Here is a 24,702-nt window from a genome sequence, read left to right as displayed (position 1 = left end):
CTCAGAGGTGCGCCGTCGTTCACGTACGAGTGAATGCGTCCCTCCCCTTCCGTCTCGTACACCCCGCTGACCAGCGCCTCCACGGGTCCGTACCGCAGGGGGCTTGACCCTCGCCGCCACTCGTAGTGACCTGGATCACGATTAGCGTGACCGGTCCTAGAGCTCATCTGGCGAAGGGATTTCTTCCATGCGCGTCGGAGTACTGACCGGGGGCGGGGACTGCCCCGGCCTCAACGCGGTCATCCGCGCCGTCGTCCGCAAGGGCGTCCAGGAGTACGGGTACGAATTCACCGGCTACCGGGACGGCTGGCGCGGACCGCTCGAAGACGACACCGTTCCGCTCGGTATCCCGGTCGTCCGGGGCATCCTGCCCCGGGGCGGCACCATCCTCGGTTCCTCGCGCACCAATCCGCTCAAGACCCCCGACGGTATCCACCGGATCAAGGAGAACCTGGCCAAGGCCGAGGTCGACGCCCTGGTCGCGATCGGCGGCGAGGACACCCTGGGGGTCGCCGCCCGGCTGCACGACGAATACGGCGTCAAGTGCGTCGGCGTCCCCAAGACCATCGACAACGACCTGTCGGCCACCGACTACACCTTCGGCTTCGACACCGCCGTCGGCATCGCCACCGAGGCGATCGACCGGCTGCACACCACCGCCGAGTCGCATATGCGAGTCCTGGTCGTGGAGGTGATGGGGCGGCACGCGGGCTGGATCGCCCTGCACTCCGGACTCGCGGGCGGTGCCAACGCCATCCTCATCCCGGAACAGCGCTTCGATCTCGACCAGGTGTGCGACTGGGTCACCTCCCGGTTCCGCGCCACCTACGCACCGATCGTGGTGGTCGCCGAGGGCGCCATGCCCAAGGACGGCGAGATGGTCCTCAAGGACGGCACGCTCGACTCGTTCGGGCACGTCCGGCTCTCCGGCGTCGGCGAATGGCTGGCCAAGGAGATCGAGAAGCGCACCGGCAAGGAGGCCAGGACCACCGTCCTCGGCCATGTCCAGCGCGGCGGTACACCCAGTGCCTACGACCGCTGGCTGGCCACCCGGTTCGGGCTGCACGCCATCGAGGCCGTCCGGGACGGCGACTTCGGCCGGATGGTCGCCCTGCGGGGTACGAACATCGTCCGGGTGCCGATCGCCGAGGCGACGGCCCGGCTGAAGACCGTCGACCCCGAGCTGTACGAGGAGGTCGGGGTCTTCTTCGGCTGACCGGCGCGCCGTACGTCCGGCCCGGTCACCGGCGTCCGCCGGAGCCGGACCCTCGCCGGACGACCGGCGCGCCCGCGCCACGGGCCGTTCCCGGGATTCGTATAGTCGGCCGGGGACGGCCCGCGGCCATCGCGGGCGCGACGGCACCGCGAACGGGAGCACCGCGTGGAGATCCTCGCCTTCGGAGTGCAGGCGGATGAGAAACCGCTGATCGAACGGGCCTTCGCCGGAGAGTTCGAGGTCCGCTGTCTGGAGGTCTTCCTCGACGCGGACACGGCGCCCATCGCCGCGGGCCACGAGGCGATCTCCACCAGCGTCAACGCCGATCTGGGCGCCGGGGTGCTGCGGACCCTGGCCGCCGGGGGCACCCGGATGATCGCCCAGCGCTCCACCGGCTTCAACAACATCGATCTCGACGTCGCCGCCGGACTCGGCTTCACCATCGCCCGGGTGGAGACCTACTCCCCGTACTCCGTCGCCGAGTTCGCCTGGACCCTGGCCACCGCCGTCAACCGGCGGATCGTCCGGGCCGCGGGCCGTACCCGCGACTTCGACTTCCGGCTCGACGGTCTGATGGGCCGCGATCTGCACGGCCGGACGGCCGGAATCCTCGGCACCGGGCGGATCGGCGCCGCCTTCGCCCGGATCGCCCATGGCTTCGGGATGCGCCTGCTGGGCTGGGACGTCGCCGAGAACCCCGAGTGCGCGGCGCTCGGCATGACGTACACCGACAAGGAACAACTCTTCGCCGAGGCCGATCTGATCAGTCTGCATGTCCCCCTGCTGCCCGCGACCCGGCACATCGTCGGCGCGGCGGCGCTGGCGGCGATGAAGGACGACGCCGTCCTCGTCAACACCAGCCGGGGCGGGCTGGTCGACACCGAGGCCCTGGTGGAGGAGTTGCGCAAGGGCCGGTTCGCCGGGGTGGGGCTCGATGTCTACGAGGCGGAGGCCGGACTCTTCTTCCTCGACAAATCCCTGGAAGCGGTCGCCGACGACACCCTCGCCCGGCTGATGACCTTTCCGAACGTGCTGGTCAGCTCGCATCAGGCGTACTACACGGAGGAAGCGGTCCGGCAGATCGTGGAGACCACCGCCCGGAACGTGTCGGACTGGGCGGCGGGCCGCCGGTCCGGGAACGTCCTGATCCCGGCGGCCCCCGAGGCGGACTGACCCCGCCGGGCGACCCTCGGCCCCGGCCCACCGCCCGGCCCGCGGCGGACCGGACGGCGCTCCCCGGTCACGGACCAGCGCCTCGACCGCCTCGGGGCCGGGCGGTGGGCCGGGGCCGAGGGTCGCCCGGCGGGGTCAGTGACCGGGGAGCGCCGTCCGGTCCGCCGCGGGCCGGGCGGACCGTCCGGCCCCGTCGGGCGGGACCGCCGCCCGGCCCGCGGCGGTCCGGCCGTCAGCCCCCGGCCAGGACCGACTCCCGCAGCAGCTCGGCGACAAGACCCGGGCCGTCCAGTGTCAGTACGGACTCCGGATGGAACTGCACCGACGCGAACCCGGGCCCCCGCAACGCGCCGACCTCGCCCGTCGCCGGGTCCCTCGCCACCTCGATCGCCCGTGCCCCCAGCCGCCGGGCCGACGCGTCGTCGCAGTGGGCGGTGAAACTGCTGTAGAAGCCCACGGTCTCCGGGCGGCCGAAGAAGTCGATCCGCTCCTGGGCGCCCTGATACGGGGTGGCCTTGCGGACCAGCCGCAGCCCCAGCTCGTGGGCGATCAGCTCATGGCCGAGACAGACCCCGAGCACCCCGTGGGAGTGGCCGTCCAGCAGCTCGGCCGCGATCGTCCGCAGCAGCCGCATCTTGGGATCCGCCGGATCCGCCGGATCACCGGGGCCCGGACCGAGGACGACCGGGCCGTGATGGTCGCGGACCGTCTCCCGCAGCCCCGGCTCGTCGAACCGGCGTACGGTCACCTCCAGACCCGTGGACCGCAGCAGATGGGCCAGCATCGCGGTGAAGGTGTCCTCGCCGTCGACCATCAGGGCATGGCCGCGCAGCCGCCCGCCGCGCGACCGCGCCGTACCGCCCGCCGGTACCGGGGCCGGCTCCGTCAGGGGTTCCCCGGCCGGTTCCCGGAGCCGCAGCCAGAACGGCGCGAGACCCGCGCGGCGGGCGTCGAGCGCCGCCCGGACCCGGGGGTCGTCCGCCAGCCGGGCTCCGGTCCCGGGCGGTGCCGGGACCCGCCCGGGACCGGCCCCCAGTGCCGTCAGCACACCCGCCGCCTTGGCATGGGTCTCCGCGACCTCGTTCCCGGGTACCGAGTTCCGGACCAGCGTCGCTCCCACCGGCACCCGCAGCCCGCCGTCCGCCGCGATGTCGGCGGTCCTGATCAGAATCGGCGAGTCCAGGGTCTGCGCGCCGCCGCCGTCCCGGCCGAGCAGGGCCAGGGCGCCCGCGTAGTACCCCCGGCCGCCGACCTCGTGCCGCTCGATCACCCGGCAGGCGTTCTGCACCGGCGAACCGGTGACCGTCGCCGCGAACATGGTCTCCCGCAGCACCTCCCGGACGTCCAGCGACGAACGGCCCCGCAGCTCGTACTCGGTGTGCGCGAGATGGGCCATCTCCTTGAGCCGGGGCCCGACGACCACCCCGCCCCGGTCGCCGACCGTGCACATCATCTTCAGTTCCTCGTCGACGACCATCGACAGCTCGTCGCGCTCCTTCGGATCGTCGAGGAACCGCAGCAGCCCCTCGGCGTCCGGCCCTCCGGGCGGATAGCGGAAGGTGCCGCTGATCGGATTCATCACGACCGTGCCGCCGCTCATCCGGACATGCACCTCGGGGCTGGCGCCGGCCAGAACCCGGCCGGCCGGGCCGGTATGGACCACGAACGTCCAGTACGCGCCCCGCTCGCCGGCCAGCAGCCGGCGGAACAGGGCGAGGGCGTCGGCCCGGCCGAAGCCGGGGATCCGGCCGGTGTACGTACGGCGGATCACGAAGTTCGCGCCCTCGCCGCCGCCGATCTCGTCCTCGATCACCCGGGTGACGATGTCCGCGTACTCCTCGTCGGGGACGTCGAAACCACCGTCCTCGACCCGGACCGCGTGGCCGGGCAGCGCAGTCAGTACGGCGTCGAGCGGCAGCTCGTACGTTTCCTCGGCGACCAGCGCGCTCAGCGGTGTGCCGTCGTCGCGGACGTCGAAGCCCCGCTCCCGGATCTGCCGGAAGGGAACCAGGGCGAGGGTCGGGCGGTCGGTGAAGACGGGCAGCTCGCCCAGGGTCGCGGCCTCCAGGACCGGGCCGATCAGTACCTCGACGGTGTCGTGGTCACGGCCGGGGGTGCGCCTGCGCAGCAGGGCGAAGGGCCGGTCGCCGTCCAGCAGACGGGCGACGACCTCCGCTGCGGGCGGGGTGTGCTGGGACATCCGGGGTTCCTTTCCGGGCGGGGGCCTCGGCGCCGGTACCTGCCGTGCGCCGGGGACCCTGGGGGAGAGGAGCGGCCGGGTCCGGGTCCGGATGAACCGGACGGTCGGAGAAACACGAAAGGCCGCCCCTCGGGCGGCCTGGTCTCTGCTCGACTGTCTCGAACGCGCGCAGTCAGTGGGCCGCCGGATGAGCGGTCCACCACCACTGGGTGCGGTGCTGCGTCGGATTCATGCGGCGAACTGTAGCGCACGGCCACCCGGCGCGGAGGGTGTGTCGTACGCCATATCGCCCCCGCCCGTCGCGGCCGTCCCGGGACCGGGTGTCACCGCACCGGTCGGATGTTGATCTATGAGTTCGATGCGACTGATGTGACTTGTGTGACGGAAAGCTGGACTGTACGTCTCATTGGGTGGGCGCCGGACCGGGGCGCTCCCGGGACCCCGTACTGTTGGCGGTGTGACCGTGAACGCTAAGACCACCCTTTCCGGTGGCAACACCTGGCGAGACCTGCCCGCGGCGCAGCAGCCCGAGTACCCGGATGCCGAGGCTCTGCGCGATGTGATCGCCGAGCTCGAAAGCTATCCGCCGCTCGTCTTCGCGGGCGAGTGCGACCAGCTGCGCGCGCGGATGGGCGCCGTCGCCAGGGGCGAGGCGTTCCTGCTCCAGGGCGGGGACTGCGCCGAGGCGTTCGACGCCGTCTCGGCCGATCACATCAGGGCCAAGCTGAAGACGCTGCTCCAGATGAGCGCCGTCCTGACCTACGCGGCCTCCGTCCCGGTCGTCAAGGTCGGCCGGATCGCCGGACAGTACTCCAAGCCGCGCTCCAAGCCGACCGAGACCCGCGACGGCGTGACGCTGCCGACCTACCGCGGCGACTCCGTCAACGGCTTCGACTTCACCGAGGCGTCCCGGATCCCGGACCCCGAGCGGCTGAAGCGGATGTACCACGCCTCGGCCTCCACACTGAACCTGGTCCGCGCCTTCACCACCGGCGGCTACGCCGACCTGCGGCAGGTGCACGCCTGGAACCAGGACTTCGTGAAGTCGTCCCCGTCGGGCCAGCGCTACGAGCAGCTCGCCCGGGAGATCGACAACGCGCTGAACTTCATGAAGGCGTGCGGTACCGACCCGGCCGAGTTCCGCGCGGTGGAGTTCTTCGCCTCCCACGAGGCGCTGCTGCTGGACTACGAGGGCGCGCTGACCCGGACCGACTCCCGGACCGGACACCTCTACGACACCTCGGGCCACATGGTCTGGATCGGTGAGCGGACCCGCCAGCTGGACGGGGCGCACATCGAGTTCGCCGCCCGGATCCGCAACCCGATCGGGATCAAGCTGGGCCCGACGACCACGGTCGACGAGGCGCTGACCTACATCGACCGGCTGGACCCCGAGCGGGAGCCCGGCCGGCTGACCTTCGTCGTCCGGATGGGCGCCGACAAGGTCCGGGACCGGCTCCCGGCCCTGGTCGAGAAGGTCACCGCGTCCGGTGCCACCGTGGCCTGGGTGACCGACCCGATGCACGGCAACACCTTCGAGGCGGCCTCCGGGCACAAGACCCGCCGCTTCGACGACGTCCTGGACGAGGTCAAGGGCTTCTTCGAGGTGCACAAGGAGCTGGGGACCCATCCCGGCGGTATCCACGTCGAGCTGACCGGTGACGATGTCACCGAGTGCGTGGGCGGTGGCGACGAGATCTTCGTCGACGATCTGCACCAGCGGTACGAGACGGCCTGTGACCCCCGGCTGAACCGGAGCCAGTCCCTGGACCTGGCGTTCCTGGTCGCGGAGATGTACCGGGACCAGTAACGGTCCGGCGGGCGGCGACCCGACGATCCGACGATGGGGCGCGAATCCTTGTGATTCGCGCCCCATCGTGCTTTTGCCCCCTGGTCGGGGCGGGTAAGGTTAGGTTAGCCTCACCGATGAATCGGGTTGATTGCGTCGGAAAGGGCACAACCCCTCGGGTCCCGGATCCGGGCGTCCCCGGATGATCCGGATGCCCTGGACGGGCGGGCCCGGCGCAGCAGGACCCCATCAGTTCGTCGGGAGGTGAACCGCGTGTACGTCTGCTCGTGCTTCGGCATCACGGAGCAGCAGATCAAGCAGCACGCGGCGGCGGGTGCGTGTACGCCCCGCCAGATCGCCTCCGCCTCGAAGGCCGGCACGGACTGCGGTTCCTGTGTCCGCAAGATCCAGTCCATCCTCGGGCGGGGGGCCTGTCCCCGGCGCGAGCTGATCGACCAGGGCCGGCCCGCCCTGGCGGCGGTCACGGACTCACCGGCCGACGCGTCCGCCTCCGGTGCGGCCGCCGCCGTGCCCGGCGTCCCGGGCGTTCCCAAGATCCCCGGAATCCCGGGGGTCCCCGCCGCCTCCGCCCGTCCCGGCCGGACCGGGATCGCCGGTGCCGGGGGGATCGCGAAGCTGGACGAGGCCGCCTGAGGCGCTCCGGGCCCGGATCCCCGGGTCCGCGGGATTCACGGGGGCCGCTGGTCCGGACGACAGGAGCGTTTCCGCGCCTCCCGGTCCCGCCGGGGATTCCGTACGGGTACCGCCGCCGCTGCCCGGCCGTCGTCGGCCGATCCGCCGGTCAGCTCTCGGGCTGCTCGATCAGCTGGGCGATGTAGAGCGGCTCACCGAGCTTCTCGATCAGCTCCAGCTGGGTGTCGAGATAGTCGATGTGGTGCTCCTCGTCCGCCAGGATGGACTCGAAGATATTCGCCGAGGTGATGTCGCCCTTGGCCCGCATCACCTCCACGCCCCGCTTGAGCCGGTCGATCGCCTCCACCTCGATCTGCCGGTCCGCCTGGAACATCTCGGTCACGGTCTGGCCGATCCGGACGTGGAACAACCGCTGGTAGTTCGGCAGCCCGTCGAGGAAGAGGATCCGGTCGGTCAGTACCTCGGCATGCTTCATCTCGTCGAAAGACTCGGCGCGGGTGTACTTGGCGAGCTTCGTCCAGCCGAAGTTGTCCTGCATCTTGGCGTGCAGGAAGTACTGATTGATCGCGGTCAGCTCGGCGGTCAGCTGCTCGTTGAGGAACTCGATGACCTCGGGGTCGCCCTGCATCGCGGCGGCTCCTTCCACGGGAATGGTGGGTGTGGGCAGGTGCGCGCATCCTCGCATCGTGGTCGATGGCCGTCCAGTAAGTTCCGCCTTAGTGGGAGTTGCCCGAATCGGCCCAGACCCGGTCATGACCACCCCTCCCGGTCTGTCACCATTAGGACATGGGTCAGCCGGAGAGCAGGGATCACCGAGCAGCAGTGGAATCCGAGCTTCCGCCGGGACAGCGACTCCAGCGGGGCTGGCCCGTCACCCATTACGGACCCGTGCCGAAGTTCCGTCCCGAGCGCTGGGAGTTCCGGGTCTTCGGGGCCACCGCCGACGGTGACAAGCGCTGCTGGAACCATGAGGAGTTCTCGGCGCTGCCTTTCTCCACGGTCGTGGCTGACCTCCATTGCGTGACCAAATTCAGCATGCTGGGGGCCGAATGGGGCGGGGTCCCCGCGCGAGTCGTCGCCGGTCTCGCGCCGCCCGCGCCCGAGGTCACCCATGTGATGGTCTGGGCCGAGTACGGCTTCAGCGCCAATATGAGGCTCGCCGACTTTCTGGCGGAACGATCGATTTTCGCCACGCACAAGGACGGTGAACTGCTCACCGCCGAGCACGGTTTCCCGCTCCGTCTGGTGGTGCCGCATCTCTATGCCTGGAAGGGCCCCAAATGGGTCCGGGGAGTGGAGTACATGACGGCCGACCGCCGGGGCTTCTGGGAGGAGCGGGGATATCACAACCTCGGCGACCCCTGGCGGGAGCAGCGCTACTCCTATCAGGAGGAGCCGGGGGACGGCCCCGAGCTGTAAAGGCCCGGGGCCGCCTTTCGGCCATTTGATTGACTCGTGTCAATATCGGGTCGGGGACAAGGCCGGGCAGTGCCGGGGCCGCCCTATCCGGCGGCGGGGCTCCGCTCGCGCAGCCTCTTGAGCAGGGCGATGTCCGCCGCGTACCGCTCCTGGCCGCCCGGAGTCTCGATGATCAGCGGTACGCCCTCGGTCGCCGGATGCCGCAGCAGCTCCCGGAACGCGTTCTCGCCGATGTGCCCGGCACCGATGTTCTCGTGCCGGTCCTTGTGGGAGCCGCGGGCCTCCTTGGAGTCATTGGCGTGGATCAGCCGCAGCCGCCCCTCGCCGACCGTGGCCACCAGCGTGTCCAGGGTCGAGGTCATTGCGCCCGGAGCGGCCAGGTCGTGTCCGGCCGCGTACACATGACACGTATCGAGACAGACCCCGAGCCGGGGGTGGAAGTCCAGCGCCTCGAAGTACGGGCCGAGGTCCTCGACCCGGGAGCAGAGCGACGCGCCCTGGCCCGCCGTGCCCTCCAGCAGCAGCATCGGATCGTCGTCCGCCGTCAGCTCGTCCAGCAGCGGCAGGACCAACTCCCTGACCTGCGCCAGCGCCGTCTCCCGGGAGCGGCCCCCGGTCGCCGAACCGGTATGCACCACGACCCCCGGCGCCCCGATCTCCCGGCCCCGGCGCAAGGAGTGCCGCATCGACACCACGGAGCGGCGCGCGGTCTCCTCGGTGTGCGAGCCGAAGTTGATCAGATACGGGGCGTGGATCCACGGCAGGATCCCCTCGGCCGCGCATCCCTCGCGGAAGGCGTCGTCCTGGTCGGGGCGGCCCGCGGGCGTCGCCCAGCCGCGCGGATTGGCGACGAAGACCTGAACGGTCTCGGCGCCGATCTCCCGGGCCGTGCCCAGTCCGGTCGTGGCGAGTCCCCCGGCCACGGGTACATGGCCGCCTACGGGGTTGCGCATGGGTGTTCGATCGTCCTTTCGCGGCGCCGGGGTGCCGCTCGCTCTCACCGGCCCGCCGGAGCGGGTCAGAGACCCTTCAGGGTGATGGTGACCGTGCCGCCCTCGGGGGCCCGATCGTCCGCGCCGGGCGACTGACGGGCGACCGTCTCGCCGAGGAACGGGAACGACTTCTCCACCTCGACCCGGAAGCCCGCGGCCTCCAGCTTCCGGCGGGCCTCGCCCTCCGAGTCGCCGCCGACGTCGGGGACCACGACCATCCGGGGCCCCTTGGAGACCGTGAGCGTGACCGTGTCGCCACCGGCCAGCCGGGTGCCCTCGGGCGCCGACTGCCGGGCGACCGTACCGGCTTCCTGCGGGGCGTTCACCTGCTCGGGCGCGACGACCACCTCGAAGCCGACGCCCTCCAGCTCGGCCGTCGCCTCCGCGACCGGGTCGCCCGTGACGTCCGGCACCTCGACGGGCGCGCCCCGGCTGACCACCAGGGCCACCGCCGAGTCCGGGCTGCGTCCGGCGCCCGCGCCCGGCTCCGTACGGATCACCGCGCCCTGCGGGACCTCGGCGCTGAACTCCCGGGTGACCACACCCGGCGCGAGCCCGGCGTCCCGCAGTTCCTTCTCGGCCTTCGCCAGCGGCTCGCCCTTCACGGCGGGCACCCGGACGATCTCCGGGCCCCGCGAGACGACGATCGTCACCGAGTCGTTGCCCCGGATCCGCTCATTGGTCGCCGGGTCGGAGCCGATGACCGTACCCCGCTCGACGGTGTCGCTGAACTCCCGCCGGACGCCCTTCACACCCAGGCCCGCGCCCTCGATCCGCTGCTTCGCCTCGGCCTCGGACTTGCCGATGACGGCCGGGACGCGGGTGAACTGGCCCGAGTTGATGTACCAGACGCCCGCACCGATCCCGAGCACCGCGAGCACGGCCACCAGGATCGTGATCACTCCGCGCCGGGGCAGCCCCGACAGCGGCGACCGCCTTCGGCGCGGCTCCCCGGGCGGGGGCGTCGGCGGGGCGGTGAACCGGGCCGTGTGCTGGACCCGCTGTTCGTCCGGCAGACCGGCGGAGAGCCGTGGGATGACATCCGTACGCTCCTCGGAACCGGCGCTCCGGCCCCGGCGACCGGTCCCGCCACCGGTACGTCCCGTACGTCCGCTCCGGCCGCCGTCGGCGCCCTCGCCGGGCACGCTCGCCTCGCCGGGCTCCCGGGCCTCGCCGGATCCACCGGCCTCACCGGGCTCGCGGGCGGCGGGCGGCACCAGATCGAGCTGCTCGTCGCCGAGCGCCGCCCGTACCGTCCTGACCTCCGCGAGCAGGGCCACGGCATCGTACGGACGGGCATCGGGGCGGCGCGCGGTCGCGCCCGCCACCAGCTCGTCCAGTTCGACCGCGAGCCCCGGGACCCGGCCGGACGGGGCGGGCACCGACGCGTTCAGATGCTGGTACAGCACCTGGGCGGGGGTGTCGCCCGCGTACGGCTTCGCGCCGGTCAGCGTCTCGTACAGCATCACACCGCAGGCGTACACATCGGACCGGGTGTCGGCGGTGCCGTCCTCGATCTGCTCGGGGGCCAGATAGGAGACCGTCCCGAGGACCGAGCCGGTGGTGTTCGTCACCGATCCGACCGCCCGGACCAGGCCGAAGTCGGCGACCTTCACCCGGCCGTCGTCCCCTATCAGCACATTCTCCGGCTTGACGTCGCGGTGGACGAAGCCCGCGCGGTGCGCGGCGCCGAGCGCCGCCAGCACCGGCTCCAGAATGTCCAGGGCCGCGCGCGGCCGGAGCGCGCCCCGCTCCCGCAGCACGTCCCGCAGGGTGCATCCGGCCACGTACTCCATGGCCAGATAGACATAGGCGCCCTCCGCGCCCTGGTCGAAGACGCCCACCACATTGGGGTGCGACAGCCGGGCGACGGACTTGGCCTCCCGGATGAACCGCTCCACGAACGTCGCGTCGGTCGCCAGCGCCGGATGCATCACCTTCAGCGCCAGCTCACGGTCGAGCCGGGTGTCCAGCGCGCGGTAGACCGTGGCCATCCCGCCGACGGCGACCCGCTCGTCCACGCGGTATCGGCCGTCGAGCAGCTGCCCGACGAGAGGGTCCTGGAGGGTCGTGTCCACGCGCCGATTCTACGAGCCGGTACCGACAACCCGGCCGCCACCGGTGCGGGGGCGGCCGGGACCGGGGCAGGATCGGGCCAGTAATGATGCCGAGCTGTGATGGTCCGGCCGTCGGCGAAGCGGCTCGGGAGGAGCCGGGGCGGGTCCGGAAAGGAGCGCCGTCCGCCCGGAGGGCGGGGCCCGCGGCGTCCGGTGCGTGCGAATTCGCGACGGCGGTGGGGGCCCCGGCGAAGCCGGGGGGCGGTCTCCCCCGTACGGGACGTACTCGGGAAACCCCGGCAGCGCCGGGGGTGCCTCCCGCGCCCGAAGGACTACGGGGGAGAGTGCGCGTGCCGGGCGTCGCGGGCCAGGCGTGACTTTCCGGACACGCCCTAGAACGCCGGGCGCTCAGGGTCGACCGCCGCCGGTCCGGGGCCGCGCGTTCCGCCCGTACCGTGCCCGGCCCCGGCTCCGGTCGCCTCGTACCCCTCGTCCCCCTCGTCGGGGGCGAAGGAGGCGACGCCCGTCGTCGGGGAGGACGCCCGGGCGAAGTGGCGGCGCGGGATCCGGCCCGCGCGGTACGCCAGCCGGCCCGCGTCGACCCCGTACCGCATGGCCTCCGCCATCAGGACCGGCTCCTGGGCGCGGGTGACGGCGGACGCCAGCATCACGGCCGCGCAGCCCAGCTCCATCGCGAGCGTCGCGTCGGACGCGGTACCGGCGCCCGCGTCGAGGATCACCGGCACGCCGGCGTTCTCGACGATCAGCCGGAAGTTGTGCGGATTGCGGATCCCGAGACCCGAGCCGATGGGGGAGCCCAGCGGCATGATCGCGGCACAGCCCGCGTCCTCCAGCCTGCGGGCCAGCACCGGGTCGTCGCTGGTGTAGGGAAGGACGGTGAAACCGTCGTCGACCAGGGCCTCGGCGGCGTCGAGGAGTTCGACCGGGTCCGGCAGCAGGGTCCGCTCGTCGGCCACCACCTCCAGCTTCACCCACTCCGTGCCCAGGGCCTCCCGGGCGAGCCGGGCCGTGAGGACCGCCTCGCCCGCGGTGAAGCACCCCGCGGTGTTCGGCAGGATCCGGATACCCAGCCGGTCGAGGACGGAGAGCACCGAGCCGTGGACGGTGGGATCGACCCGGCGCATGGCGACGGTGGTGAGTTCGGTACCGCTCGCGACCAGGGCGCGTTCGAGGACGTCGAGGCTGGGGGCGCCGCCCGTTCCCATGATCAGCCGGGAGCCGAACAAGGTACCGGCGATCACCAGGGGGTCGCGCCCGGCGCCGGGCGCCGACGCGTCGGGGACGCCGGTGGCGTCTGGGGCGCCCGTGGCGTTCGTCGTGTCGGGGGACGGGCCGCCGGAGCGGGCCGGGGCGAGTTCGGACACGGTCGCTCAGCCCCCCTGGACGGCGGTGAGGATCTCGACCCGGTCACCGTCGCCGAGCAGCGTGCCGGGCCACTGACCACGGGGTACGACCGTCTCGTTGACCGCGGCGGCGACCCCCGAGGGCGCCGGGGCGACGGTGGCGACGAGAGCGTCGAGCGTCGTACCGCTGGCGAGTTCACGCCACTCGCCGTTGACCGAGACGACCGGGGGAACGCTGTTCATACGAGCTGCTCCTGGGAGACGGGGGCGGCGGAACGGAATCGGTCGGGGGTGAAGGGACGGATCTCCTCGGGAAGGACACCGGTGGCGAGCGTCTCGGCGATCGCGTCCCCGGTGACCGGGGTCAGCAGTACGCCGTTGCGGTAGTGGCCGGTGGCCAGCAGCAGCCCGGGCAGCGCGCTCGGACCCAGCAGCGGGGCGTTGTCGGGAGAGCCGGGGCGCAGCCCGGCCCTGGCCTCCGTCAGCGGCAGTTCGGTGATCCCCGGCACCAGCTCATGGGCGTCGCGAAGCAGTTCGTAGACCCCGCCCGCGGTGACCGTGGTGTCGAAGCCCAGCTCCTCACTGGTCGCGCCGACGACGAGTTCGCCGTCGGCCCGGGGCACCAGATAGACCTGACTGCCGCGGACCACGGCGCGTACGGTCCTGGAGAGGAACGGGGCGTAGGCGGGAGGCACGGTCAGCCGGAGTACCTGCCCCTTGACCGGACGCACCGGCGGCAGCGCGTCCGGCGGCAGCCCCCCGAGCCGCCCGCTCCGGCTCCCGGCGGCGAGTACGGTCCGCTCCGCCCGCAGCTCACGCCCGTCGGCGAAGGCGACGCCCACGGCCCGGTCGCCCTCGACCAGCAGCCGGTCCGCCCGGACCCGGCGCAGCTCCACCCCGGCCCGCTCGCACGCCACCACCAGGGCGGCGGCCAGCCGCCTGGGATCGACCTGATGGTCCCCGTCGACCCGCAGCCCCCCGCGCACCCCGGGGGCGAGCATCGGCTCCAGCCGGCGGCACTCCCGCCCGGTGAGCCACTGCGCCTCCAGCCCGGACCGCAGCTGCAGAGCGTGCAACTCCCGCAGATGGGCCCGGTCGTCGGCGTCGAGCGCGACGGCGAGCGTGCCGCAGGACCGATGGCCGACGGACCGCCCGCTCACCTCCTCCAGCTCCGCGACGAAGGCGGGATAGCGCCGGGCGGACTCCAGATTGAGGGCCAGCAGGGTCTGCTCGCCGTAGTGCAGTTCGGTGACCGCCGCGAGCATCCCGGCGGCCACCTCGGCCGCGCCGCCCCCTGGGTCCGGATCGGCGACGGTCACCGAGAGCCCGCGTTGCGCCGCCCGCCAGGCGACCGCGAGCCCGATGATCCCGCCCCCGACGACCAGCACATCGGTGCCGCCGCTCATGGCCGAAGACGGTTCGGAGGTATGCGACATGGGCGTCCAGCCCCTCCCTTCGCCGGCATGACCCGGATCAGGTTCGTACGGTCGGAGGCCGGCCAGCCTCCCTCTCAGCCCGGTGCGTCCGGGCTCCCGCGAGTGCTTTACGGTGGCCACCCTAACCCCCGTCTCCGACGCCCGGTAAGGCGGTCGGACGGGCCGCGCCCCGCGAGCAAGGAGCCCTCGGCATGGCGAGATCGCTGGACGGACTGGTGCTGTCCCCGGTCACCGACCAGGCCCCCGGCCAGGTCGGCACGGCCACCCGGTTCACCTACCACGAGCAGGACGGCCGGATCTGGGCGGAGTACACGGGCGGCGACGTCGTCCGCGGCCATCTGGTGGGCACCAGGGACGGCGACCGCCTCGACTTCCGCTACGTCCAGCTGAAGACGGACGGCGGTACGGCATCGGGCCACTGCGTCTCGCGGGTGATCGACCTCCCCGACGGCCGGGTCCGCCTGGAGGAGACCTGGACCTGGGAATCCCAGCCGGGCGCGGGCACGAGCACGGTGGAAGAACTCCCCCGCTAATCACTCTGCTCGCGGCGCCCCCGCCGCCGGTCCCGCCCGGCGCCCATCCGCAGTTCGCGGTCGCCGACAGGCTCACCCGGCCGGGCGGGGGCGTGGGCCTCACCCGGAGGGCCGAGGCACTGGGGGTCCCCCCCCATCGCCGAAGGCATAGGAGGCGGAACTGCGCGACCAGCCGCATGCGGGCCGCAGGCGCGACTGATACGGCCGGCCCGGCAGGGCGGAACGCCTGGGCGATGCCGGGGAGGGCCGGGCGCGCCAGGTGCCGAAGGGCCGGGGCACCCCGCCGCCGGGGGCGACCCCGGGCGGGTGATTATCGTGGAGCCGTGAGCCATCAGACATCCTCCCGAGCCCCCCACGTGGTCGTCGTCGGCGCCGGGATCGCCGGAGTGCGGACCGCCGTCGCCCTGCGGGAGCTGGGGCACACCGGGCCCGTGACGGTCATCGGGGCCGAGCCCCATCAGCCGTACGACCGGCCGCCGCTCTCGAAGGCGGTGCTGCTGGGCACCGCCGAGGGCTCCGCCTTCGACGTGGACTTCGAGGCGCTCGGCGTCGAGCTGCGGCTCGGTACCGCCGTGACCGGTGTCCGGCCCGCCGCGCGCGAGCTGGACACGGAAGCGGGCCCGGTCCCGTACGACGTCCTGGTCGTGGCGACCGGAGCCGAACCCCTGACGCTGCCCGGTACGGAGGCGGTCCCGGGGGTGCATCTGCTGCGGACCCTGGACGACGCGGCCCGGCTGCGCCCGGTGCTGGAGCGGCGGCACGACATCGTCGTGGTGGGCGCCGGGTGGATCGGCGCGGAGTTCGCCACGGCGGCCCGGGCCGCGGGCTGCGCGGTCACGGTCGTCGAGGCCGCGGAGCGACCGCTCGCGGGCGCGCTTCCCGCCGAGGTCACGGCCCCGATGGGCAAGTGGTACGCCGAGGCCGGGGTGGAGCTGGTCACCGGTGTCCGGGTGGCGTCCGTCGAGCCCGGGACGGTCGTTCTCGCGGACGGCCGCCGGATCGCCGCCGGGGCCGTCGTCGTCGGGGTCGGCGCCCGGCCCGCCACGGCCTGGCTGGCCGGTTCCGGTATCGAGACCGGCCCGGACGGTTCGGTCACCGCCGACGAGGGGCTGCGGACCGGAGTTCCCGGGGTCTACGCGGTCGGCGACTGCGCCTCCTTCCCCTCGGCCCGCTACGGCCGCCGGATGCTCGTCCACCACTGGGACAACGCCCTCCAGGGGCCGCGTACCGTCGCCGCCAATATCCTCGCCGACCGTGAGGCGGCCGACCGGGCCGCCACCACCCCGGCCGGCGCGCCCGCGGAGCCCGCCGTGGCTCCGGCGGTCTACGACCCGGTGCCGTACTTCTGGTCCGAGCAGTTCGGCCGGTTCGTGCAGTACGCGGGTGACCGCACCGACGCCGACACCCTGCTGTGGCGCGGCGACCCGGCCGACGCCGCCACCTGGTCGGTGCTGTGGCTGCGGGACGGCGTCCTGAGGGCCGTACTGGCCGTCGGAAGGCCCCGGGATCTCTCCCAGGGCCGCCGGATCATGCAGTCCGGCGGACGGCTCGATCCGGTGGCGGCGGCCGATCCCGAGATCTCCCTCAAGACGGCGGCCCGCTGACCGGCTGATCCCTCCGGGCCTGCGCCGACCTGGCGTTCCAGGGGGCGCGTGGGCCGGATGGCCGCCGCCGGACGGGACTCCCGCTACCCACTGTCGGTCCCAGATGGCACGCTTGTCCTGTGACCGAGATTGACGCAAAGATCGATGCCCTCGTCCCCGCCTGGCTCACCCTGCCCGATATCGCGGAGCAGCTGAACGTCGAGGTGACGCGGGTCAGGCAGCTGGTCAAGGAGGGCCAGCTGATCGCGGTGCGCCGCGGGGAGAACCGGGTGCTCCAGGTCCCGGCCGCCTTCATCAGCGGGGACAAGGTCGTCAAGGGCCTCTCCGGGACCCTGACCCTGCTCAAGGACGACGGCTTCTCCGACGAAGAGATGCTGGAGTGGCTTTTCACCCCGGACCCGAGCCTGCCGGGCACGCCCGCGCAGGCCCTCGGGGAGAACCGCGGTACGGAGGTGAAGCGCCGGGCCCAGGCTCTCGCCGTCTGATCCGGCGATCCGGGTGCGTATCCCGGGCGCCCGGGATACGCACCCGTTCCCGTACTCGCACACCCGTGTCCGCGGGCCCGATGCCGGTGCGAGGGACGGGCCGTCCGCCGCGGGGCGGCACCCCGGCCGCCGGGGGTGCCCCGCGACGGCCGCGCGCCCGTCCTCCTGGTTCGGGCCCGGCCCCGCCTGCCTCGCGTCCGCGCCCGTAAGCCCCTTCGCGCGCGCCCGTACGACCCCTCGCGCGCGCCCGAGTGCGCCGCGCGGACATCCCGTACCACCGGCGCGTCCGCGCCGCGCCCCGTCGACACCGGGCCCGCCCGCCCCGGCCCGGCCGATCCATCACCCCTGGGGGGACCCCGATGTCCATGACCTCCGACCGCCGCGCCCGGCTCGCCGACGCCCGGCTCTACCTCTGTACCGACGCCCGCACCCGCCAGGGCGATCTCCCCGAATTCCTCGACGCGGTGCTCTCCTCCGGTGTCGACATCGTCCAGCTCCGCGACAAGGGCATGGAGGCCGCCGAGGAGCTGCGGCATCTGGAGGTCTTCGCGGACGCCTGCCGCCGCCACGGCGCGCTGCTCGCCGTGAACGACCGGGCCGATGTGGCGCACGCCGCCGGTGCCGCCGTCCTCCATCTCGGGCAGGGCGATCTGCCCGTCCCGGCCGCCCGTGCCGTCCTCGGCGGCGGTAAGGACGGCGGCGGCGACGGCGGCGGGGTGCTGATCGGCCGCTCCACCCACAGCCGGGCCGAGGCCGAGGCCGCCGCCGTCCAGCCCGGAGTCGACTACTTCTGTACGGGACCGTGCTGGCCCACCCCGACCAAGCCGGGCCGGTACGCCCCCGGCCTCGACCTGGTGCGGACGACCGCCGCCCTCGGTACCGACCGGCCCTGGTTCGCCATCGGCGGCATCGACGAGGAGAACCTGGAGGAGGTGCTCGACGCGGGCGCCCGCCGGATCGTCGTCGTCCGGGCGATCACCGAGTCCGACGACCCGGGCGCCGCGGCGGCTCGTCTCAGCCGATGGATACGCACCCGCTCCCAGCAGCCATGACGCAAAACAGGGGTGTCCGAGGGACGGACTCGGGTTGGGCGACCCCCGTACCCCGGCTAGCCTGCGACTATGGCCCTAGGAACAGCATCGACCCGGACGGACCGCGCACTCACCGTGCGCGACGTGCTCGCGACCGGCCGGACCTCCTACTCCTTCGAGTTCTGGGCTCCCAAAACGGAGAAGGGTGAGCGGAACCTCTGGAACGCGCTGCGGCGTGTCGAGGCCGTGGCGCCGAGCTTCGTCTCGGTCACCTACGGCGCGGGCGGTTCGACCCGCGCGGGCACGGTCCGGGCCACGGAGCAGATCGCCTCGGACAGCACCCTCACCCCCGTCGCGCATCTCACCGCGGTCAACCACTCCATCGCCGAACTGCGGAACATGATCGGCCAGTACGCCGATGCCGGGATCCGTAACATCCTCGCCGTCCGGGGCGACCCGCCCGGCGACCCGATGGGGGAGTGGGTGCCGCACCCCCAGGGGGTCACCTACGCCGCCGAACTGGTCCGGCTCATCAAGGAGTCGGGCGACTTCTGCGTCGGCGTCGCGGCCTTCCCCGAGATGCATCCCCGCTCCGAGGACTGGGACACCGACATCCGGCACTTCGTCGACAAGTGCCGGGCCGGGGCCGACTACGCCATCACCCAGATGTTCTTCCGGCCCGGGGACTATCTGCGGCTGCGCGAGCGGGTGACCGCCCGGGGCTGCGACACCCCGATCATCCCCGAGATCATGCCCATCACCAGCGTCGGACAACTGGAGCGATTCGCCCAGCTCAGCAATGCCGCGATCCCCTCGGAGCTGAAAGAACGGATCCTCTCGGCCAAGGACGATCCGGCCGCTGTACGCTCCATAGGTATCGAGTTCGCGACGGAGTTCTGCGCGGAGCTGCTCTCGGAGGGTGTGCCGGGGCTGCACTTCATCACCCTCAACAACTCCACGGCGACGCTCGAGATCTACGAGAATCTCGGACTGCACGAGCAGGTGTGATCGGCCGTACCCGACAACGGCCGGAGGAGAGGGGCGGGGATGGGTCTTACGGTCCTCTACATCGCGTTCGGCGTCGTGGCGCTGTGGCTGCTGGGTGAGGTGCTGCTGCAGTACAAGGCCCGGCTGCGCTGGCGGCTCCTGGCCTTCGGCGGCTTCCTCACCGTCGTCCTGGGCGTCCTGGTGGCGTCCCGGGTGGTGATCGCCCTCGGCGCGATCGCCTTCGCGGTGGGGCAGACGTATGTGACGCTCTCGTTCCGCAAGGGCTTCTCCACCGGCTGGGCGATCGGCGGCCGCCCGGGGGCGAGCCGCCGCCGCAAGGACGGCCCCAGGGAGCCGTCGCTGGAAGTCACCTCCGTCGAGGAGACCCGGCCGCGGTACGACGACGGGCCCGGCGCGCTCCACGCGCCCGGCGCCTCAGGTGTCGGCGCGGCGTCCGCCGGGGACACGATGGTCCACGGCTTCCCGGCCATCGACCACGACCTCGACCACGATCCGGCGTCGCCGGGCGCCGACGCGGGCCGGGCGCCCGTCTACGAGCCGCAGCCCATGCCGGACGAGACCGGCCAGTACGGGGTCTACGGCGGCGACGGCTCCTACGGCACCGCCGCCCACCAGGACGGCGGCCACGCCGAACCCGGGCGGGACCCGGGGGCGTACGACGGCAATCAGGGCGCCTACGACGGGGGTTACGACCCCTACTACGCCCAGCAGCCCGCCCCCGACGGCGGCGCCGGAGCCCCCGGCGGCTACGACTTCGCCCCGGAGCCCCCGCAGTACCCGGCCTATGCCGACCCCTACGCGGCCCCCGGGCAGCAGCAGTACGCCCCCGGTTACGACGGCGGCTACGACAGCTTCGGCAACCCTCAGCAGCAGTACGGCCAGGACCCCGCCGCCTACTACCAGCAGGAGGGGTACACGGACACCCCGCCGGGCGGGGTGTGGATGCCGCAGCAGCGGGACACGGGCGCCCCCGGGCAGCCCGGCGAGGAACAGCCGCCGTACGACCAGGGCCAGGGCAACGACAACGAGCCCCAGCAGTACCGCTACTGACCCGCGGTCCGGGCGACCGCCCCGACCGGTCGCCCGATCCGCCCCCTCAGAAGCTGTCCCACAACTTCTACGGTGTGTGACCGGCTTGGGGACGTGGTCGGCTCGGTCGCTGGAGAGCTTCTCGGTCATCGGGTGGGGCTCGCGAGGTGACGGCCCCGGTGCCAGGGGGCACCGGGGCCGTCACTGTGCTGTCTCCGGGCGCTGCCCGTCCCGAACGGTCCGGCCGGCTCGGCAATCCTCGCCGGGGGATGTGGAGAGACAGCGGGCCAGTGGGGCTGCACGGACGCGGGTTCACCCTCGGGCGGGCCCGGGACTCTCGGCGTGCTTTCCGGCCGGCCGGGCCGTCACGGTCCGACGAGGCCGACGACGATCGGAGCGACGACGGGGCTGAGGGCTTCGATGATGCGGAGCACTTCATCAACCCAGCTGCTGGTGTTCATCAGGGACATGCCTTTCTCCGGGGGAACGGCCGCGGTCATGGTCCGCAGCGCTCCGGGTGCGATGGGTGCGGGTGAGAGTGCCCCGGCTCTGAGGGCAGCGGCCACGGAGGGAAAGCGACTGCCCAGACGGGCAGGAATGCGAACTGGTCGTTCCGCTGCCCTTCGCCGGGCCAGTTGCAGGGGTGGTGGATGACTCCGGCGTTGTCGGCCGTGTTGGCTCCGGCGACGTGAAGACACTGGCCCTCCGGCCCGTACTGCGGGACGTATTCGTAGATCACGTATCCATGCGCTCCCGCGTAGGGATGGAACTCGATGAGCATCCCGTAGGGTCCGCAGTTCTGTGTGCGCAAGGACACATAGAGAAACGCCTTTGAGTCCCCCGGTCCCACGTTGACCTCGGTGGTGCCCAGGCACAAGCCGGCTCCGGTGGTGATGATCTGGGTGCTCTCTCCGTAGCGGTTGGTGTACGGCTTGACGCTGAAGCGCTGGGAGGGGCGGCCGTCGCAGGGCTGCTGCACGATCTGGACGTCCGTGCCGGTCCAGTTGCCGTAGGTGCCCAGGCACTTCTGTGAGTGGACCGCGCGGATGGTGTAGTAGTCGCGCTGGGCCTGGGCCGCCTGCTGGGTGGTGGAGACCTCGGTGCTGGCCGCGCCCGCGGACGGTGCGGCGCCGAGCCCGAGAGCGGCGAAGGCGAGCAGCGCCAGGCCGCCACGGGCCGGACGCCGGCGGGCGGAAACACGGGATATGGGCACGCTCCGGCAGAAGCGGAGGGGCGAGGGGGTGAGGGCTGTGCCGTGTGGCGGAGGGGGTTTCCGGGCCGGACGCCGGGCTCGCCGACGACCATCGACTGCGGCTGACGCCTGCCGTGCCGGGGCGGTCACGGCAGGCGTGCCGGGGCGGTGTCACCGCGGTTGGGTGCGGTGCCTTGCCCGGGAGGGCAGAACCACCATCGTCCCCGGCTCCGTACCGGAGGCAGGCGCCCGGCGCGCGGCATCGGCGAGCGGCTGTGCGGGAGGGGGTGGAACGGGCGTGGTGCCCCGCGACCGGCGAGCCCGTGTCCGGGAGCGCATCACGGGCCCGCCTTTCCCGGGGCACCGGGACAGCGGTGCCCCGGGAGGGTGGGTTCACCGAGGTGAACCGACCCTCCCGGGGCGGGATGGAGCGGGTGTGCGGGGTGTCATCGGGGTTGTGGACGCCGGGAGGCTGCTGGTCGCCTGCCGGCGGGCAGGCGCCCGTGCGGGCCCGGAGTGTCCGGCCCGGCCCTCAGGGCAGCGGACGCGGAGGGAAGCAGCGGCTCAGACGAGGAACCACTCGAACTCGTCGTTCCGCTGCCCGGTGTTGGGCGAGTTGCAGGGGTGGTAGATGACTCCGGCGTTGTCGGCCGTATTGGCTCCCGCGACGTGAAGACACTGGGCCACCGCCCCCTGCCCATAGACATGCTCGGCGATCACGTACCCGGGCGAGGGATGCGTCCACTGCTCGAATTCGAATTGAATGGCCGCCAGATTGGTTTGGCAGTGCTGTGTGCGGAGTGACGCATAGAGAAGGGCACCTGAACCAACTGGAGCTTCCTGTGTGGTGCCCAGGCAGAAGCCTTCGTTGGTTTTGATGAAGTGGTAAGGCAGCCCCGGGTAATCTTCGTACCACTCCGTGTAGAAGCGCTGGGAGGGGCGGCCGTCGCAGGGCTGCTGCACGATCTGGACGTTCGTGCCGCTCCAGTTGCCGTAGGTGCCCAGGCACTTCTGGGAGTGGACCGCGCGGATGGTGTAGTAGTCGCGCTGGGCCTTGGCCGCCTGCTGGGTGACGGAGGAGACCCCGGCGTTGGCGGCGGCGCCCGCGGACGGTGCCGCGCCGAGCCCGAGAGCGGCGAAGGCGAGCAGCGCCAGGCCGCCACGGGCCAGACGCCGGCGGGGGGAAACACGGGACATGAGCACACTCCGGCTGAGTGGAGGGGCGAGGGGGGTGACGGCGGTGAGGGAGGCGGAAGGCTCCGCCTCACAGTCCGCCGATAGGCAGTATGACGAAAGAAACACCTGACGAAATGGGGCGCGGACAGTCCCGTTCGAGCGAACTCTGGGGCATGTGTACGGCCCCTGTTCCGCCTCCCTGGGCAGCCCTCTGCCGGGAATTGATTCCCTTCCGGGAACCCGGCCGGACGGAACCCCGGTGATTGCCATGTCCCACCCGTAGCCACAGCGGACACGGAGGAGAACCAGCTCCCGCTGCCCGAGCGTGCTCTTGCCACGATTCGGGTGCCGGTGCGGTGGGACGGTGTTCAGCCGGGCCGGTCGTTCCTCTTCCGCTGCGGGACGCCGGACGGGATTCAGGGGTTCCTGGTGCCCGGTGGGCTGATGGTTGACGGGGTGCGGGGGCGAGGCGGACGGTCCAGGGCCGGAGACGGATCCGCAGCGGCGGGGCCGGCGCCGGGGGTGGGGGTCCGGGTTCGCGTGCCCCCACCGCAGTGGCTCATTCCTCCGCCTTGCGATCCACGGCACCAGACCCCGCTCACCAACCCAGCCTGATCCGGAAGAAAGACCCTAGCGGGAGCCCTGGAAGCCGGGCCCCTCCACGATCAGCCCCGCGACCAGCGCCCCGGACATACCCGCATGCGGCAGACCGCCGCCCGGATGGGCCCGGCCGCCGACCAGATGGAGCCCCGGCAGCCGGGTGGTGTTCGACGGGTGGAGCCAGCGGCCCCCCGGTCCGGCCAGGGCGGGCGGCGGCAGCGTCCCCGTCTCGGCGGGTGTCAGTACCTCGTGCCAGAGCAGCCGCTCCCGCAGGGCGGCCGGACCGCCGAGATCCGGGTCGGCGGCGGCCGTGTCGATCAGCACCTCCGCATACCGCTCGCGCAGCGCCTTGTCCGTCCAGTCGGGGCCGGTACCCGGCCCGGTGACCGTCGCCGTCAGGGTCACGGCCTCATGGCCGTCGTCCGGACGGGTCCGCGGGTCGCGGGGGCGCAGCACCGTCACCGTCGGCCGGTCCGCGAGCCGCCCGCCGAAGACGGCCGCCGCCTCCGCCGCCGGGTCGGGGGAGTGGACGACACTGCGATGGGCGACCCCGTCCCCGGCCGCGCCCCGCAGCGCCAGCAGTACGGTGAACCGGCCCGGCAGCCCGGGTCCCCGCGGCCGGACGTCGTCGTCGGCCCAGAGGTCGCGTCCCGCGAGAGCCGCCGCGACATCCGCCCCGGCGACCACATGGTCGGCTTCGACGGCCGTGCCGTCGGCGAGGACGATCCCGGCGGCTCGGCCGTCCCGGACCTCGATCGACGCCACCTCGGTGTCGAAGACGAACTCCACCCGGCGTTTACGGCACCGGTCGTGGACCGCGCGGGCCAGCTCGCGCAGCCCGCCCTCGACGTACCAGGTGCCGAACGTCTGCTCCATGTACGGCAGGAGGGCGGCACCGCCCGGAGCGTGCCGGGGGTCGAGGCCGTACGCCATCACATACCAGGACAGGAGGGCGGCCAGCCGCGGCTCGGCCAGCTCCCACGCCCCGATCTCGGCGACGGTCGACGCCTGCCGGGTCCGCAGCAACGCGCGGCGGCGCGGCGCGGGGTAGGGGTCGCGTTCCAGTACCCGCCAGTCGGGCCAGAGGGGTTCCTCCAGCAGCGGGCGCCGGGAGCGGTCCCAGGCGTCCCTCGCCCGGGACAGGAAGTCGCCCCAGCGCTCGCCCGCGCCGCCGCCGAGCGCCGTCTCCAGCGCCGAGACGACCCCGGCGCGCGAGGCGTCCGGCAGGGCCACGGCCGTGCCGTCGGCGAAGAGATGGCGGCTGGCGGGGGATACCGGAACCAGCCCGACGCACTCCTCCAGCGGCTCCCGGCCGGTCTTCAGGAAGAGATCCCGCCAGACGGCGGGCAGCTGGACGAGCCCGGGGCCGGTGTCGAACGCGAAACCGTCGCGCTCCAGCACGCCGAGCGCGCCGCCGTACGTCCCCGAGCGTTCGTACACCGTCACCCGGTGGCCGGCCACGGCCAGCCGGGCGGCCGCCGCCATGGCGCCCATCCCGGCGCCGATCACCGCAATCCTTGCCATGCCCGTGACTCTATCGACCGGCACTGACAACCCGGCCGCCCACCCGTCCGGCCCGGTGGCCGGGCCTACGTGTGTGCCGGGTGGGGCGACGGAGGTCTGAGTACGGATACCTAGCCCGGCAGATGAGTACGGGCGCGGATGGGGCGGCCCGGCTCGCCGGGAGAGAGTGGAGACACCGAAGGGGAGAGCGCCGGAACCGCCGACACGGGGCTGCGGAACG

Annotated in this window: 20 protein-coding genes, 1 pseudogene and 1 riboswitch; of the genes and pseudogenes, 11 read left to right on the top strand and 10 right to left on the bottom strand. The window is 72.7% G+C overall.

The window, feature by feature from the left end; all coding sequences use genetic code 11:
• Window positions 1–187: 187 nt before the first annotated feature.
• Both ABZ714_RS05360 and ABZ714_RS05355 read left to right on the top strand, forming a co-directional pair.
• Window positions 188–1,216: a 6-phosphofructokinase gene (locus ABZ714_RS05360; RefSeq protein ID WP_358823804.1), complete on the top strand. Its 1,029-nt coding sequence runs from the start codon at window positions 188–190 to the stop codon at window positions 1,214–1,216.
• Window positions 1,217–1,381: 165 nt separating this feature from the next.
• Window positions 1,382–2,389: a 2-hydroxyacid dehydrogenase gene (locus ABZ714_RS05355; protein ID WP_358823803.1), complete on the top strand. Its 1,008-nt coding sequence runs from the start codon at window positions 1,382–1,384 to the stop codon at window positions 2,387–2,389.
• A 232-nt stretch (window positions 2,390–2,621) separates the two neighbouring features.
• Here the strand turns inward: ABZ714_RS05355 and ABZ714_RS05350 are convergent, their stop codons facing one another.
• The gene (locus tag ABZ714_RS05350; RefSeq protein ID WP_358823802.1) at window positions 2,622–4,589 is read right to left on the bottom strand and encodes an anthranilate synthase family protein; all 1,968 of its coding nucleotides are present in this window, start codon (window positions 4,587–4,589) and stop codon (window positions 2,622–2,624) included.
• A 463-nt stretch (window positions 4,590–5,052) separates the two neighbouring features.
• On the opposite strand from ABZ714_RS05350, the gene ABZ714_RS05345 reads away from it, so the two are divergent.
• Window positions 5,053–6,399: a class II 3-deoxy-7-phosphoheptulonate synthase gene (locus ABZ714_RS05345; RefSeq protein ID WP_358823825.1), complete on the top strand. Its 1,347-nt coding sequence runs from the start codon at window positions 5,053–5,055 to the stop codon at window positions 6,397–6,399.
• Window positions 6,400–6,651: 252 nt separating this feature from the next.
• On the top strand, window positions 6,652–7,032 hold the full coding sequence (locus tag ABZ714_RS05340; protein ID WP_358823801.1) for a (2Fe-2S)-binding protein: 381 nt from the start codon (window positions 6,652–6,654) through the stop codon (window positions 7,030–7,032).
• A gap of 148 nt (window positions 7,033–7,180) precedes the next feature.
• Here ABZ714_RS05340 and bfr read toward each other — a convergent pair whose 3' ends face one another.
• Window positions 7,181–7,660: a bacterioferritin gene (gene bfr / locus ABZ714_RS05335; protein WP_358823800.1), complete on the bottom strand. Its 480-nt coding sequence runs from the start codon at window positions 7,658–7,660 to the stop codon at window positions 7,181–7,183.
• A gap of 158 nt (window positions 7,661–7,818) precedes the next feature.
• On the opposite strand from bfr, the gene ABZ714_RS05330 reads away from it, so the two are divergent.
• A complete protein-coding gene (locus ABZ714_RS05330) occupies window positions 7,819–8,451 on the top strand; it encodes a sulfite oxidase-like oxidoreductase (protein WP_358823799.1) in 633 nt (210 codons plus the stop codon).
• An 83-nt stretch (window positions 8,452–8,534) separates the two neighbouring features.
• On the opposite strand, the gene ABZ714_RS05325 is transcribed toward ABZ714_RS05330, so the two are convergent.
• The 5 genes and pseudogenes from ABZ714_RS05325 to thiO all read right to left on the bottom strand — a co-directional run bounded on the left by ABZ714_RS05325 (window position 8,535) and on the right by thiO (window position 14,300).
• Window positions 8,535–9,404 carry a deoxyribonuclease IV gene (locus tag ABZ714_RS05325; RefSeq protein WP_358823798.1) on the bottom strand — a complete coding sequence of 290 codons (870 nt, stop codon included), beginning with the start codon at window positions 9,402–9,404 and terminating at the stop codon, window positions 8,535–8,537.
• Window positions 9,405–9,469: 65 nt separating this feature from the next.
• Complete coding sequence (locus tag ABZ714_RS05320; protein ID WP_358823797.1) at window positions 9,470–11,521, bottom strand: PASTA domain-containing protein; 2,052 nt, start codon at window positions 11,519–11,521, stop codon at window positions 9,470–9,472.
• A gap of 494 nt (window positions 11,522–12,015) precedes the next feature.
• Window positions 12,016–12,765: pseudogene (locus tag ABZ714_RS05315) on the bottom strand (thiazole synthase); the annotation flags it as partial.
• A 126-nt stretch (window positions 12,766–12,891) separates the two neighbouring features.
• Complete coding sequence (thiS, locus tag ABZ714_RS05310; protein ID WP_358823796.1) at window positions 12,892–13,107, bottom strand: sulfur carrier protein ThiS; 216 nt, start codon at window positions 13,105–13,107, stop codon at window positions 12,892–12,894.
• Window positions 13,104–14,300 (bottom strand): glycine oxidase ThiO, encoded by a 1,197-nt coding sequence (thiO, locus tag ABZ714_RS05305; protein WP_358823795.1) that lies wholly within the window; start codon window positions 14,298–14,300, stop codon window positions 13,104–13,106. Before thiO ends, thiS begins: the two co-directional genes overlap by 4 nt.
• Window positions 14,298–14,410: riboswitch (TPP riboswitch) on the bottom strand. It overlaps the preceding gene by 3 nt.
• Before the next feature lie 81 nt (window positions 14,411–14,491).
• On the opposite strand from thiO, the gene ABZ714_RS05300 reads away from it, so the two are divergent.
• The 6 genes from ABZ714_RS05300 (at window position 14,492) to ABZ714_RS05275 (ending at window position 20,011) form a co-directional block, all read left to right on the top strand.
• On the top strand, window positions 14,492–14,833 hold the full coding sequence (locus tag ABZ714_RS05300) for a hypothetical protein (protein ID WP_358823794.1): 342 nt from the start codon (window positions 14,492–14,494) through the stop codon (window positions 14,831–14,833).
• Window positions 14,834–15,156: 323 nt separating this feature from the next.
• On the top strand, window positions 15,157–16,437 hold the full coding sequence (locus ABZ714_RS05295; RefSeq protein ID WP_358823793.1) for an FAD-dependent oxidoreductase: 1,281 nt from the start codon (window positions 15,157–15,159) through the stop codon (window positions 16,435–16,437).
• Window positions 16,438–16,556: 119 nt separating this feature from the next.
• Complete coding sequence (locus ABZ714_RS05290; protein ID WP_358823792.1) at window positions 16,557–16,922, top strand: Rv2175c family DNA-binding protein; 366 nt, start codon at window positions 16,557–16,559, stop codon at window positions 16,920–16,922.
• Window positions 16,923–17,287: 365 nt separating this feature from the next.
• On the top strand, window positions 17,288–17,974 hold the full coding sequence (gene thiE, locus ABZ714_RS05285) for a thiamine phosphate synthase (RefSeq protein ID WP_358823824.1): 687 nt from the start codon (window positions 17,288–17,290) through the stop codon (window positions 17,972–17,974).
• Window positions 17,975–18,043: 69 nt separating this feature from the next.
• Window positions 18,044–18,961 carry a methylenetetrahydrofolate reductase [NAD(P)H] gene (metF, locus tag ABZ714_RS05280; protein ID WP_358823791.1) on the top strand — a complete coding sequence of 306 codons (918 nt, stop codon included), beginning with the start codon at window positions 18,044–18,046 and terminating at the stop codon, window positions 18,959–18,961.
• A gap of 39 nt (window positions 18,962–19,000) precedes the next feature.
• Window positions 19,001–20,011, top strand: a complete 1,011-nt coding sequence (locus ABZ714_RS05275) for a hypothetical protein (protein WP_358823790.1) — start codon at window positions 19,001–19,003, stop codon at window positions 20,009–20,011.
• Between the two features lie 475 nt (window positions 20,012–20,486).
• On the opposite strand, the gene ABZ714_RS05270 is transcribed toward ABZ714_RS05275, so the two are convergent.
• The 3 genes from ABZ714_RS05270 to ABZ714_RS05260 form a co-directional block, all read right to left on the bottom strand.
• Complete coding sequence (locus ABZ714_RS05270; RefSeq protein ID WP_358823789.1) at window positions 20,487–21,203, bottom strand: RICIN domain-containing protein; 717 nt, start codon at window positions 21,201–21,203, stop codon at window positions 20,487–20,489.
• A gap of 543 nt (window positions 21,204–21,746) precedes the next feature.
• The gene (locus ABZ714_RS05265) at window positions 21,747–22,379 is read right to left on the bottom strand and encodes an RICIN domain-containing protein (protein ID WP_358823788.1); all 633 of its coding nucleotides are present in this window, start codon (window positions 22,377–22,379) and stop codon (window positions 21,747–21,749) included.
• Window positions 22,380–22,988: 609 nt separating this feature from the next.
• Complete coding sequence (locus ABZ714_RS05260) at window positions 22,989–24,482, bottom strand: NAD(P)/FAD-dependent oxidoreductase (RefSeq protein WP_358823787.1); 1,494 nt, start codon at window positions 24,480–24,482, stop codon at window positions 22,989–22,991.
• Window positions 24,483–24,702: the final 220 nt, after the last annotated feature.

Source organism: Streptomyces sp. NPDC006798, assembly GCF_040635975.1.
In the GTDB taxonomy this organism is placed as follows: domain Bacteria; phylum Actinomycetota; class Actinomycetes; order Streptomycetales; family Streptomycetaceae; genus Streptomyces.
The sequence above is the reverse complement of the archived record's forward strand: the minus strand, read 5'-3'. Positions and strand labels throughout refer to the sequence as shown.